This is a genomic window from Aureimonas sp. Leaf427, assembly GCF_001425485.1.
Taxonomy (GTDB): domain Bacteria; phylum Pseudomonadota; class Alphaproteobacteria; order Rhizobiales; family Rhizobiaceae; genus Plantimonas.
The window spans coordinates 433655-446579 of record NZ_LMQW01000001.1 but is presented as its reverse complement, the minus strand read 5'-3'; the positions used below and the strand labels follow the sequence as shown (position 1 = coordinate 446579).

Here is a 12925-nt window from a genome sequence, read left to right as displayed (position 1 = left end):
CTTGCCGAGCACGCTATGCTGGCGGGCACCCTATGCTAGGGAGACTGAAAGGCCGTTAAGAGCGTCCGCGTTTCGCCGGCGCTCAGCAGAACCCCTCGGAGCCGGATGCCGATTGCCGACTGGCTCTTTCCCGCCCTTCTCCTCCCGCCGCTTCTCGCAGTCGGGATCGTCGATGCGCGGACCGGGCGCATTCCCGATGCGGCCAACGCGGCCGTCTTCGGGCTCGGGCTCGCACGTGCGCTCGTGGCGGGGCCGAGCATGGCGGCGGAGCGCCTCCTCGACGGCGCGATCGTCGCCTGCCTGCTTCTCCTCCTGCGCTCGGCCTATCGGCGCCTGCGCGGACGGCAGGGTCTCGGCCTCGGCGACGTGAAGTTCCTCGCCGCCGCGACGCTCTGGACGGGCCTTGCGGGCCTGCCCTTTCTCCTGCTCGGCGCTTCGCTCGCCGCGCTTCTCGGGGTGGGCCTCGCCGGCCTTCGCCGCGGCGGTCTCGGCTGGACGACGCGCCTGCGCTTCGGCCCCTATCTCGCCGCGGCGCTTCTCCTGACGGTGCTCTCGGAGCCATGGTTGGCGGGCATCTAGCCCGCGCCGGGCGTGCCTTCCAGCGCGCGGCGCAGTCGCTCGCAAAGGGGCGAGGCCGATGCCGGCAGGCGCTCGGCGCTCGGCGGAACGAGGGTCTCGCGCCACTCTTGGATGCGTGGGGGATGGGGCGTGCCGGCCTCGTCGGCGGGCGCCTCCGGCCCGGTCTCGCCGAAGGTGACGAGGCCGTGGCGGGCCGCCGCGACCGTGCCGTCTTCGCGCCGGAGCGCCGCATCGAGGGCGAAGGCGCGGCGTCGGCTGGGCGTGCGCCAGCGCTCGAGGTCGCTGGATTCCTCGATCTCTTTCGGCAGGAGCGCGCGGGCCCGGCGGTCCATGACCGAGACGTCGAGTCCGGCCGCGCCGTTGTGGACGGTGAAGAGCGGCTGGAGGCGGGTTGCGAGATCGGGCGGGAAGGCGGGGAGCTGCGCGATCTCGGCGGCATCGAGAAAGGCGCCGTTGCGCGGCCCCCAGGGCTTGCCGGCTTCGCGATAGGCCGCCGCCTCGCTGGGGCCTCCCGCTTCCGGCAGGTCGTTCTCGTCGCGGAAGTCCACGATCCCCGCCGCCGCCTGCAGCGCGCGCTCGCCGTCGAGCCCGGTCCGGCGCAGGAGATCGGCGATCATCTCGGGCGGGGCGGCGTTGAGATCGAGAAGCCCGCCTTGGTCGATCACGACGATCTCGATCGCCCGCCCGTCCGACAGGGCGCAGGCGAGCGGCGAGCCGTCGGCGGCGAAGGGCAGGGGCCGCAGCTTGGCCGGAGCGGGCGGAGCCGTTCCGCCGGGTGCCTTCGGCGGACCGGCCTCGGCTTGCGCGGCGGCGAGCGCGTCGGCCGCGAAGAGAACGGCGCCGTCGGCGAGCGCGCGGGCCCGCGCCTGTTCCAGGCGGTTGCCGGCCTGAAGGGCGGCGAGATGCGACTTGATCGCGAAGCTTGCCGCCGCCGCCATGAAGAGCGCGACGGCGAGAAGGACGGAGAGGAGGACGAAGCCGGCTTCGCGGTCCTCGGCCGTTCCGTCCGGCGCCGGCATCATCGGCTCAGTCGGCGATGCGCTGGAGGGTGGTGCGGTCGGCGCCGCCGAGCCCGAGGCGGGCGAGGCCGTCGCGGAACTCGCGCGTCACGCTTTCCGCCTCCGATCCGTTGCGCATGACGCGCGGGCGGATGAAGATCACGAGCTCGGTGCGGCGCTTCACGTCCTTGCGGTTGCGGAAGGCCGCGCCGACGACGGGCAGGTCGCCGAGCACCGGCACCTGATCGGTGCCCTTGTCCTTGGTCTCCTGCACGAGGCCGCCGAGCGCGATGCTCTGCCCGTCGTCCACGACGACGGTGGTGGAGACCTTGCGCTGGCGGATGGTCGGCGAATCGATGCCGGACGTCGTGGTGCGCACGACGTCGCTGACCTCCTGCTCGATGTTGAGGAGGACGTGGCCGTTGGAGTTCACGCGCGGCGTCACCGAGAGGATAACGCCGGTGTCCTTCATCTCGACCTGGTTGACGATCGGCGCGTTGATCGTCGCCGTCGTGGAGGTCGCGGTCTGCGTGACGACGGGCACCTGATCGCCGATCTGCAGGCGGGCGGTGCGATTGTCGAGGACGGTGAGGGTCGGCGAGGAGATGACCTTGACGTTGGTGACGCTGGCCAGCGCGTTGAGCACGACCTGAAAGTTCACGTCGGAGAAGAAGTAGGAGAAGCCGGGCACGGCGGCGGCCACCGCGCCGTTGGCCGCGTCCGACAGAAGCGAGCGGTGCTTCACGCCGCTCTCGCCGTTCTCGAAGAACCAGCGAAGGCCGAACTTCAGCTCGTCGTTCAGCGTGACCTCGGCGATCACGGCCTCGATCAGCACCTGGTTCGCCATGCGGTCGGAGGAGGTGAGGATCGGCAGGAGCTTGTCGTACTGCGCCTTGGTCGCGACGATGATCAGCGCGTTGTTCGGCTCGTCGGCCACGACCTTCATGCGGCCCGCCGAGAAGGAGCTGGCCGGGCTCGCCGCCACCGCATCGGCGGCCGAGGCGCCCGCGTCCCCTTCGGTGGCCGCGTCGGTCGAGCCGCGCAGGGCCGAGAGCCCGCTGCCGAGGCCGGTCTCGCCCTCGCCCGACACCATGCCCTGAACGATGGAGGCCAGTTCCTTGGCGGGCCGGTTCTCGACCTTGTAGACGAAGGTCTGCGTGGAATTGGCGGAGGCGAGGCCGTCGAACTGCGCGATGTAGCTGCGCGCGCGGTCGAGATGGCGCGGATTGGTGGCGATGACCATGATCGAGTTCAGCTCGCGGCTCGGCACGAAGCGCACATTGCCCTCCGAGGGGCCGTTCGCGCCGCCGAAGACCTCTTCGAGCTGCTTGGCGATGGCCGAAGGGTCGGCGCCCGTCGAGAGGGGAAAGATCGAGACGGAGCGCCCGCGCATCCAGTCGACGTCGAAGAGCTGCACCGCCTCCTGCATGGAGCGGATCTGCTCGGCCGTGCCGGTGAGGATGAGGACGTTGCGCACGGGATCGGCGCGAAGGACGCCGGAGGGCGCGATCGGCGCGAGGACGCGCGCCATCTCGGTCGCCGAGATGTTGCGCAGCGGCACGAGGCGCGCGCCGGAGCCGACCTGCACGCCGTCCGCCCGCCTCGCGAAGGAGAGGCTGCCGGTGTTCACCTGGTCGAGCCCGGCAGAGATGCGGTAGCCCGCGCCGACCCTGGAGACCGTGAGCCCCTTGGCGGAGAGCACAGACTGGAAGCTGTCCACCAGCGCCTGTTTGGGAACGGGCTCGGAGGTCTGGAGGGTGATCGTTCCCGTCACGTCGTCGCCGACGACGACGCTGGAATGGAGGATGTCGACGAAGATCGCGTTCGCCGCCACCGCGATCGGCACCTCGACGAGGTTCAGCGTCACTCCCTCGCCCTGGTCGAGATAGAGCGGTGCCGCGCGGCGCTCGGCGCTGCGGGAGAGGGCGATCTCGCCGGGACGGGCTCTCGGCGAGCCGAAGAGGGTGGTCCGCCCGTCCGCGCTGCGGGGCTCGCCCAGCGATCGCGTGGCTTCGAGGCCGCTGCGCAGGGGCGTGCCGCCCTCCGGCGGGGTGCAGGCGGTGAGGGCGATGGACGCGCCGAGCAGCGTGGCGGTCAGGGCGCGCATGCGGGCCTTCACTCCGACGCTTGAAACGGGCTGCCACTTCATCGAACGCGATATCCACCGACAGCCGGGCTTTCGCGGCGACACCATGATCCGCACCCGATTCGAACGTCGGCACGACCGTAGAAAGCCAACGTGGTCCGTGGCTGACCTTCCGCAGCGTCCGCCGCGCCCCGCCTCAGCCGGCCGGCGAAGGGGCGTCGTCCGGTTTCGGCGCGGGCCGGTGCTCCCCGCCGGACCCGGCATTGCCGGGATGGACGACGAGCGGCGGCAGTGGGCGGGCGCCGTCCTTCATCGTGAGATCGAGGCGGACGAGCGCGGGCGGAGCGCCCGCCGCGTCCCAGTCCGGCCGCCAGTCCGGCGCATCGCCGGTGATCGGCGGGGCATAGGAGAAGCCCGCGCTCTCGATGCCGGAGAGGAGGAGCGTGCGCGCGCCGGGCTCGGCCCCGGTGCCGCGCTGGACGCGCCGCGTCTCCACCAGATCCAGCCCGGAGGCGCCGGGCTCGATCGTGATCAGGATCTGGCTGACGCCGCCGACTTCGAGAAACGGATCGCCCGGCGCCAGGAAGGCGAGCCTCTGCGCCCGTCCGCGAAAGGGCGCGTCCCCGCCGGGCAGGTTCGCCAGCGCCTCGCCGAGCGTCTGCCGGAGATGGTCGCGCACGAGGGCGACGTCGCCGGCCGCCTCGATCCGCCGCGCCACCGGCGCCATGGCCCGAAGCGAGGCTATGCCCTCGCCGATGAAGAGCGCGATCAGCGCGAGGAGAGCGAGCGCGACGAGAAGTTCGACGAGCGTCGTGCCGCCTTCGGGATCGTCGGGTTCGGGAAACGTCGAGACATCGGCCATGTCAGCCGCCGGCCAGCACGAGCGTGGCGAGGACGGGCTGCGCGGGCTCGCCAGCCGACCGGCCGACCGCGACGACGAGCCGGAGCAGTCGCGGGAAGCCCGGCCTCGGCTCGGCGCCGTCGACGGGCTCCACCACCGAGGTCCAGGCGAGGCCCTCCTCCACGCCTTCGCGCCGGCCCGGCGAAAGGCCGGGTTCGGCCCGGCGCTCCGCGACGATGCGCTCGGCCAGCTCCAGCCGAGCCTCGCCGGCGGCCGTGGCGCGAAGGGTCGCGGTCGTGCCGGCGAAGGCGCGCATCATGGCGAGCATGACGAGCGCGAGGATCGCGAAGGCGACGAGCACCTCGGCCAGCGCGAAGCCCTCCTCGTCGGACGGCCCGCTCACGGCGCGACCTCGCGCACCGCCCCGGTCAGCCAGTCCACGACGAGGCTGCGCCGCCCGATGCCGTTGCCGAGATCGACGCGCCCGCCGGTCGAGCGGCCGTTCGGCAGGAAGGCGATGGCGGCCGCGCCCTCGTTCGCCTCGCGCGCCGTGGTGAGGTCCAGAGTCACGGAGGGCGGGATCGCGACGGGCTCGGCGGTCTCGCGGCGCCAGAGCCGCGCGGGAAGATCGAAGGCGAGGCTGCGCATGCGGCCCGAGCGGATCGCGTCGATGCGCGTGCGTCTGAGATCGTCGGCGAGGCGCTCGACCGTGCGGGGCAGCTCGCGGGCCGTCCGGCCGGAGGCCAGCGCAAGGCCGGATGCCCCCGCGACGAGCGAGAGGATGGCCAGCACGACCAGCATCTCGGCCAGGGTGAAACCGTCCTCGTCGCCGGTCCGGCTCATCGCAGGGCCAGATCGTTGACGGAGAGGATGGCGCTCATGATGGAGAGAATGAGCCCGCCGATGACGAGGCCGAGGCCGGCGGTGATGATCGGCGTCATGGCGGTGAAGAGGCGGTCGAGGCGAAGGCGCACCTCCTCCTCGTGCAGTTCGGCGGCGCGCATCAGCATGTCGGGCACGCGGTTCACCTCCTCGCCCGTGGCGATCATCCGCAGCGTCAGCGGCGAGAGGCGTTCGAGCCCGGAGAGGGCGCTTGCCAGCCGGGCACCCTCGGGCACGCGGCGCGCGGCCTCGTCCACGGCCCGGCGGAAGACGAGGCGGCGGGGCACGAGGCGCGTCGCGGCCAGCGCTGCCGGCACCGGCACGCTCGCGCCGAGCAGCGTGCCGAGCGTCCGGCAGATCCGCCCGGCCTCGATGCCGACGAGGACGGGCCCGAGCAGGGGCAGGCGCAGGAGCAGCCGCTCGCGCGCCTCCGCGAAGCGCGGCCGGCGCCAGGCGGCGGCGAGGGTCGCGAGGGCGAGGGCGAGCGCGGCGAGGATGACGGGCCAATAGGCGCCGAGCACGGCTTCCACGCTTCGCGTCAGCGCGATCACGGCCGGCGGCTCGACGCCGGGCTGGTCGAAGAGCGGCTCCAGCGCGGGCACGAGCACGCCGACGACGAGCCCGACGATGCCGAGCGCGAGGATGAGGAGAAGGCTCGGATAGATGAGGGCGGAGACGATGGTGCGCCGGATCTCCTGGGCGCGGGACATGGAGGTGGCGAGATCGGCGAGGACGCGGCCGAGCGTGCCGGTCAGCTCCCCGGCCGCCGCGACCTCCACCACGTCGCGCGGAAAGGCCTTGGGATGTTTGGCGAGCGCCCGGGAGAGGGGCAGGCCGGCCAGCACGTCGGACAGGACCGCCTCCAGGATCGGCACCATGCTCTTGGGCGCCTGCCGGATGACGAGGCGGAGCGTCCGGTCGATCGTGAGATCGGCCGCGATCAGCGTCGAGAGGTCCTTCACCACGGTCAGCACGTCGGCCTCGGCGACCTTGCCGGAGCCGAAGAGATCGCGCGTCCAGATGCTCTCCCGCGTGCCGAGCGCCTCGAGACTCGTGACGCGAAGACCCCCCGCGCCCGCCAGCGCCAGCGCCTTGGCGCGGGTCTCGGCCTCGACGCGGCCGCGGCGCAGAAGCCCGGCGCGGTCGATGCCCTCGTAGCGATAGCGGCTCACGCGGCGTCTCCGCCGCCCAGGTGCCGCAGCACCTCTTCCAGGCTCGTCTCCAGCGCCAGCGCCTTGGCGATGCCGTGGGCGGCGAGCGTCTCCATGCCCTTGCCCCGCGCCGCATCCTCGAGGGCGCGCTCGCCGGCGCCCGAGGAGACGAGGGCCGAGAGCGCGCGATCGATCTCCAGCCCTTCCGCGACGACGGTCCGGCCGCGATAGCCCGTGCCGTTGCAGGCGGGACAGCCTTTGGCATGGGCGAGGAGCACGCCCTCCGCCCCGGCGAGAGCGGGCCGGTGGCGCCGCAGGATGGCGCGTTCGGCGGGCGTGGCGACCGCGACCGTGCGGCAGTCCGTGCAGAGGAGGCGGAGGAGGCGCTGGGCGAGGACGCCATTCAGGACGGCGGCGAGGAGATAGGGCTCGACGCCCATGTCCACGAGGCGCGTGACGGCGGCGGCGGCCGAATTGGTGTGGAGCGTGGAGAGGACGAGATGGCCCGTCAGCGCGGCCTGGACCGCGATCTCTGCGGTCTCCCGGTCGCGGATCTCGCCGACCATGACGATGTCGGGGTCCTGGCGCAGGATGGAGCGGAGCGCCGCGGCGAAATCGAGCCCGATGGCGGAATGGGTCTGGACCTGCGTCACGCCGGAGACGCGGTACTCGACGGGGTCCTCCACGGTCACGATCTTGTTGCGCCCGTCGTTCAGGCGCTGGAGGAGCGTGTAGAGCGTCGTCGTCTTGCCCGATCCGGTCGGGCCGGTGACGAGGAAGATGCCGTTCGGCCGCGCCGCCATGGCGTCGATGCGACCGGCGAGATCGCTCGGAAAGCCCAGCGCCTCGTAGCCGCCGGGCTTCTTCGACTGGCCGAGAAGGCGCAGGACCAGCGCCTCGCCATGGGCAGTCGGCAGGACGGAGACGCGAACGTCCACCTCGCGGCCGCGATCGACCAGCTTCATGCGCCCGTCCTGCGGCAGGCGCCGCTCGGCGATGTTCAGCTCGGAGAGGATCTTGATGCGGGTGGCGAGGCCCGTCTGTGCCGATTTCGGCAGGACTTCCGGGCGAACGAGCACGCCGTCCACGCGAAACCGCGCGACGAGCTCACTCTCGCCGGGCTCGATGTGGATGTCGGAGGCGCCGAGCTCGAAGGCGATGCGAAAGAGCGTGTTGGCGAGGCGGATGATGGGCGCCTGGCGCGCCGCATCCTCCAGCCGCTCCATGTCGCCGCCGAGAACCGGGTGGTCCGCCTCGGCTTCCGCCGCCGCGCCCTCCTCGCCGTAGAGCCTTCGGCAGGCGGTCTCGAAGGCGTTCGGCCCGATCAGGCGGAGCTCGGCGCCGCCGAGCGCATAGAGAAGCGCCTCGATGCGCTCGGTGCGGAACGGATCGACGACGGCGAGCACCGGGGACGGATCGGCGGCGAGCGGCAGGATGCGGGCCCGGCGGCAGTAGTCGGCCGAGATCGCCTCGACAAGGATGGGCTCGGCCGGCAGCGCCTCCGGCGCGGCGGCGGCAAGGCCGGTGAAAGCGGCGAGAGCGGCGACGAGATCGGCCTCGTCGAGAAGACCGAGTTCGGTGAGGACGTTCGGCAGCGAGGGCAGCGTCTCGGCGGCGGCGCGGGCCCGGTCGGCGGCGCCGACCTCCAGAAGACCGGTCGCGACGAGATGGGCGAGGAAGTCCTCGGCGGTCGGCATGGCCGAGCCCCGGACGGCCAGTCTGCGGTCGGCCATCGGGGCGGCCGGACGCCTCTTCGATCCCCAGACGCGCATCGGTTCCTCTCTTGCCCGTCTTGCCCGACAGGGGGGCCACGCCTCCGACGAGCCTTGCGAGGGGGCTCCCGGCAGGGTCCGCGAGCGTCTTCAGTAATCCGTAGAGGTTTCGTGAGCATTGATGGACGAAAGATCGGACGGGAGCTTGACGGGTGGTCGAGGGGCGGGGCAGCGGCGGGGCGGGAGGCGGAAGTGTCGGCGACACGCTCGGTTCGCTGCCGCGCTGGTGGCTTGCCGAACTGCGCGGCCTCGTGCCGGACAGCCTGAAGGCGCGAACGGTCGCCGCGCCCGCCGCCTTCGGCTGCTCGCTCTTCGAGGACGGGAGCATCGCCTTCGCAAGGCTTACCCATGCCAAGGCGCCTCTGCCGGGCGAGGCGGAGGCGATGGCGCCGTCCGAGTTGCTCGCGGCCCATGTGGCGGCGCTCGTCGGCAGCACCGGCCGGCGCAGCGTGCGGCTCTCCGTGCCGGTCTCGCTCTGCCTCGTCAGGCGCACGCGCATTCCGGGTCGGGCGCTCTCCCATGCGGGCGCGATCCTGAAGGCCGAGATCGAGGAGCTGATGCCGCTCGCCGCCGCCGATCTTCTCTCCGACTGGTATGTCGAGGCCGAGGACCCCGCGACGCGCGAGCTGCAGCTGGTGCAGGTCGTCCTGGCGCGCTCGCGCATCGCCGGCGTCGCGGAGCTGCTGGGCGGGGCGGGCCTGACCCTGACGCGGCTGACCGTCGGCGAGGCCGAGGGGCGCATGATGCCGGTCGATCTGATGGACGGGCGCGATCCGACGCTCGGCGCTTTTCTGGCGCGGCTGCCGCGCCGGTCGAAGGCGGTCGTGGCGCTGGCCGCGCTTCTCGTCCTCGCCGCGCCCTTCGTCGTGGCCGCCCGCCAGGAGGCGGCGCTGGCCGAGCTGTCCCTCGAGCGGGCCGTGGCCCTTTCGCCCGGCGCGGCCGCGCGCGCCGCCTCCGCCGTCGCGGATGCGCTGGAGAGCTTCGGGCGGCAGGTTCCCGTCGCCTATCTCCTCGACGACATCGCAACGCGACTGCCGTCCAACGTGCATCTGACGCGGTTCCAGTTCGGCGCCGGGCCGCTCGGCAAGGGGCAGTTCGTCCTGTCGACGGAGGGCGGCGATGCGGCGAAGACGCGGGCCGCGCTCGCCGCCAGCCCCTTCTTCGCAAGCGTCGAGGCCATGGAGGGCGCGGTCGGAACGCTGGTCCTGACCCTTCCCGCGCCGTCCCCGCGCGGGGCGCTGCCGGGGCCCGGCGCATGACGGAGCTTTTCGCCCGCTCGCCGCTCGCCCGCCGCCTCGCGGCGCTGGCGATTCTGGCGCTTCTCCTCGTCCTCTCGGTGCCGCTTCTCGTCTCGCCCTTTACGGGGTTCGGCGAGCGCGCCGAGGCGATCGAGACGGAGGCCGCGCTGCTCGAGCGCCTCGACCGGCTGGAGGCGCGGCGCGCGTCCCTCGCCTCGCTCGCCGCCGTCGCTAACCCGCCCTTCCTCGTCGCGGCCGATGCCGGCGCGGCGCTGGAGGCGCTGCAGGCGCGGCTTTCCGGCGTGGTCGCGCCAGACAGGTTGCGGATCGAAAGCCTCGCTCCTTTACCTCGGGATGAACGGCCGGGGACGCCCAAGGAGAAGCCGGGCGCCCCGGTGGAGGTCCAGCTCGGCTTTTCCGCGACCGAGAGCGGGCTCTACGCCTTCCTCGCCGATCTCGAGACGCGGCCGCCCTTCGTGCGCGTGCGCGAGCTCTCCGTGAAGAGCGCGCTCGACGGCTCCGTGCGCGTGGCCCGCGGCACGGCGATCCTCTCCGCCGTGCCCTTTCCGACGGCATCGCCATGACGATACGCCTGTCGCAGTCGCGCCGCTCCGACCGCTTCGCCGCCGCGACGCTCGCCCTCGGCCTCCTCGCGATCGCCGCTGCCGCGCTCGTGCCGGTCGTGCCCGGCCGCTCCGACGGGGCGGGGCGCGCGGGCGTCGCTCTGCCGACGCCGCCCGGCTCCGCCGTCGAGGGCGCCTATCGCCGGGCCTCGCCTTTCGACGTGCAGCATCGCCCGGTCGACGAGACGGCCGTCCTGCCGAGCGGTGTGGAACCTGTCGTCGATCTCGCGCCCGTCGCGGAGGCGCCGGCGCGGATCGCCGGCATTCTCGTCGGAGGATCGGCGCGCAAGGTCATGTTCGCCGGCGGCGAGGGTTGGCAGGGCATCGGCAGCGCAATCGGTGGCTGGACGGTGAGCGCCATCGAGCCGCAGCGCGTGACGCTGCGCCGGGGCGGCGAGACGCTGGTCCTCCGGTCGCGGGACGCGCTGCTGCCGCAGTGATCGCAAGGGCCATACGTCTCCACCGGGAGAATCCCGGTGGAAACGTATGCCAAGCCCGAGCGGCGCTTGAGCCTCTTGCCGGACTTCGTCCGGCGTAAAGGCCTCTTACCCGATCCGCAGGAAGGGCGCGTCGCAGGGCGCGTCGAGAAGGCGCGTCAGCTCCTCGTCGAGATGGAGGAGCGAGATCGAGGCGCCCGTCATGTCGAGCGCGGTGCAGTAGTGCCCAATGAGGCTCCGCTCGACCGCGACGCCGCGCGCGGCGAGGCGCTGCTCGACGCGGCGATAGAGGACGTAGAGCTCCATCAGCGGCGTGCCGCCGAAGGAGTTGACGAGGACGGCGACCCGGTCGCCCGATTTCGACGGCATCTCGCCGAGGATGCGGTCCATCATGGCGTCGACCACGGAATCGGCGGGGCGCAGGGGCTCGCGCGCGACGCCGGGCTCGCCATGGATGCCGACGCCGACCTCCATGTCGTCGGGTCCGAGCGCGAAGCTGGTGCGCCGGCTCTGGGGCATCGAGCAGGGCTCCAGCGCGACGCCCATCGTATAGGACCGCCGGTTGGCCTTGGCGGCGAGCCGGGCGCAGTCGTCGAGCGAGAGGCCGGCCGCGCAGGCCGCGCCCGCCACCTTGAAGACGAAGACATTGCCCGCGACGCCCCGGCGCCCGTCCCGATCCTCCGGGGAGGAGGAGGCGACGTCGTCGGTCGTGACCACCGTGCGCACGGCAAGGCCGGCTTCCGTTGCGAGATCGGCGGCCATCTCGAAGTTCATCGTGTCGCCGGCATAGTTGCCGTAGACGAAGAGGACGCCTTTCCCGGTCGAGACCGCTTGCGCCGCCTTCAGGATCGGGTCCGGCGGCGGGCAGGAGAAGATGTTGCCGACGACCGCCGCCGCCGCCAGTCCCGACCCGACATAGCCGAGGAAGCAGGGCTCGTGGCCGGACCCGCCGCCGACGACGAGCGCGACCTGACCGGGCGCGGGCGTCTCCCGCGCCATCACCGCGCGGTGCGTGCCGGGCACGAGGGCGATGTGCCGGCGGTGCGCGCGCAGCGCCCCGTCCAGCATCTCGTCCACGACGTCGTTCGGATCGTTCAGGAACTTCTTGACCTGCCGGCGCGTCGAGCCGGCCTCGACGGGAGGGCTCGTGGGCAGGGGCGCCCGGTTCGGCCGGCGCGCGGGGAGGGGCGCCGCGCCGTCTGCGTCGAGCAGGCCCTTGGCGGTCGCGGCATCCGTCACCAGAACGTCGGCGAGGCCGCCGCGCAGGGCCGCGAGGATGGCCGGGACCTTGTCGAAGCCGCCGGCCACCGCGATCCGCCGCTCGATGGTGCGCAGCTTTTCCAGCGAGAGGCCGATCGTGCGCTCGTCGAGCGGGCCGGCGACGGGCTTGCCCTGCGCGTTGACGAAGCGGCCGGCGACGACGCCGACGGCATTGCGCGCGAGATAGTCCTGGATCGAGACGGAATCGAAGAGGCCGCTCGACTGGATCGTGGAGTTCGGCCGGAGCGAGGAGATGCCGAAGACCGCCCGGTTCGCGCCGTCCAGCGCGGCGAACTGCGCCTGCAGAAGGGGCTCGGCGAGCAGCATGTCGCGCATGGCGGCCGACGAGACGACGCTCGGCGCGGTGATGGGCACATGCGAGGCGCCGAGCGCCTCGGCCAGGGCGCCTGCGCAAAGCTCCGGCGAGAAGGGCGCGCCGGAGGCCATGGCGCCCGTCGCCTGCACGACGCGGACATCCTGCAGGCCGGGAATGCGCAGCGCGCGGGCGATGGCGAGGACCGTGCGCCCCCAGGCGACCGCGACCGTGTCGCCCGAGCGCACGAAGCGGCGGAGCGCAAGGCCCCCGGCGGTGCCGAGCCGTTCGATGAGCTGTCCAGGCGGGCCGCCGCTCGGCACGACGAGACAGTCGAAGAGGCCGAAATGGCGCTTCACGCCTTCCGCGAGGTCGAGCGCGGAGAGGCTCTGCGGATCGATGGCGATCGTGACGACGCCGCGCTCGCGTGCCTCGGCCAGCGTCGCGTTGACCGTGGCGCGCGACAGGCCCATGGCCTCGGCGATCTCGTTCTGGGTGAGGCCGTCCTCGTAGTAGAGCCAGGAGGCCCAGAGCTGCGGATCGTCGCCGAAGCGCAGCGGGACCGACCCGGCCGCATCGCCGCCGGCCGTCCTGGACCGGCTCCTGGCCGGCGCCGGCGCGGCTTCGACCTTCTCCCCTGCGACGATCTTGGCCAGCGTGGTGCTCCTCCGGCTCGAAGGCTCGAGCGGCTCGCTTCAGAAACCGGCCCGGCCGCCCCGCGTCAAGCCTTCCGCCGGGCTCCGCG

The 12925-nt window shown here is 72.9% G+C and carries 12 protein-coding genes; 4 read left to right on the top strand and 8 right to left on the bottom strand.

The features are described from left to right. The first annotated feature begins 105 nt into the window (after positions 1 to 105). The gene (locus ASG62_RS01910; protein WP_056694346.1) at positions 106 to 579 is read left to right on the top strand and encodes a prepilin peptidase; all 474 of its coding nucleotides are present in this window, start codon (positions 106 to 108) and stop codon (positions 577 to 579) included. On the opposite strand, the gene ASG62_RS01905 is transcribed toward ASG62_RS01910, so the two are convergent. The 7 genes from ASG62_RS01905 to ASG62_RS01875 form a co-directional block, all read right to left on the bottom strand. Next, complete coding sequence (locus tag ASG62_RS01905) at positions 576 to 1601, bottom strand: type II secretion system protein GspK (RefSeq protein ID WP_056694348.1); 1026 nt, start codon at positions 1599 to 1601, stop codon at positions 576 to 578. The two genes, ASG62_RS01910 and ASG62_RS01905, sit on opposite strands and share 4 nt — an antisense overlap. A gap of 4 nt (positions 1602 to 1605) precedes the next feature. Beyond that, a complete protein-coding gene (gspD, locus tag ASG62_RS01900; RefSeq protein WP_156381919.1) occupies positions 1606 to 3684 on the bottom strand; it encodes a type II secretion system secretin GspD in 2079 nt (692 codons plus the stop codon). Positions 3685 to 3859: 175 nt separating this feature from the next. After that, on the bottom strand, positions 3860 to 4525 hold the full coding sequence (locus ASG62_RS01895; RefSeq protein WP_056694352.1) for a hypothetical protein: 666 nt from the start codon (positions 4523 to 4525) through the stop codon (positions 3860 to 3862). 1 nt (position 4526) lies between these two features. Next, complete coding sequence (locus ASG62_RS26925) at positions 4527 to 4907, bottom strand: prepilin-type N-terminal cleavage/methylation domain-containing protein (RefSeq protein ID WP_056694354.1); 381 nt, start codon at positions 4905 to 4907, stop codon at positions 4527 to 4529. Continuing rightward, complete coding sequence (locus ASG62_RS26920; protein ID WP_056694356.1) at positions 4904 to 5347, bottom strand: GspH/FimT family pseudopilin; 444 nt, start codon at positions 5345 to 5347, stop codon at positions 4904 to 4906. Before ASG62_RS26920 ends, ASG62_RS26925 begins: the two co-directional genes overlap by 4 nt. After that, positions 5344 to 6558, bottom strand: coding sequence for a type II secretion system F family protein (locus tag ASG62_RS01880; protein WP_056694357.1), 1215 nt, complete (start codon positions 6556 to 6558; stop codon positions 5344 to 5346). Before ASG62_RS01880 ends, ASG62_RS26920 begins: the two co-directional genes overlap by 4 nt. Beyond that, positions 6555 to 8270, bottom strand: a complete 1716-nt coding sequence (locus ASG62_RS01875; RefSeq protein WP_056694359.1) for a GspE/PulE family protein — start codon at positions 8268 to 8270, stop codon at positions 6555 to 6557. The genes ASG62_RS01880 and ASG62_RS01875 overlap by 4 nt, the downstream gene beginning before the upstream one ends. Before the next feature lie 191 nt (positions 8271 to 8461). Between ASG62_RS01875 and ASG62_RS01870 the strand changes: the two genes are divergently transcribed. Genes ASG62_RS01870 through ASG62_RS01860 form a run of 3 tightly spaced genes read left to right on the top strand, consistent with a single transcriptional unit; the run spans position 8462 to position 10610 of the window. Continuing rightward, positions 8462 to 9568: a hypothetical protein gene (locus ASG62_RS01870; RefSeq protein ID WP_056694361.1), complete on the top strand. Its 1107-nt coding sequence runs from the start codon at positions 8462 to 8464 to the stop codon at positions 9566 to 9568. Continuing rightward, positions 9565 to 10131, top strand: a complete 567-nt coding sequence (gene gspM, locus ASG62_RS01865; protein ID WP_056694363.1) for a type II secretion system protein GspM — start codon at positions 9565 to 9567, stop codon at positions 10129 to 10131. Before ASG62_RS01870 ends, gspM begins: the two co-directional genes overlap by 4 nt. Then, a complete protein-coding gene (locus ASG62_RS01860) occupies positions 10128 to 10610 on the top strand; it encodes a hypothetical protein (protein ID WP_056694364.1) in 483 nt (160 codons plus the stop codon). Before gspM ends, ASG62_RS01860 begins: the two co-directional genes overlap by 4 nt. 105 nt (positions 10611 to 10715) lie before the next feature. Here the strand turns inward: ASG62_RS01860 and ASG62_RS25210 are convergent, their stop codons facing one another. After that, the gene (locus ASG62_RS25210; protein WP_082537173.1) at positions 10716 to 12827 is read right to left on the bottom strand and encodes a bifunctional sugar-binding transcriptional regulator/dihydroxyacetone kinase subunit DhaK; all 2112 of its coding nucleotides are present in this window, start codon (positions 12825 to 12827) and stop codon (positions 10716 to 10718) included. Between the last annotated feature and the right edge of the window lie 98 nt (positions 12828 to 12925).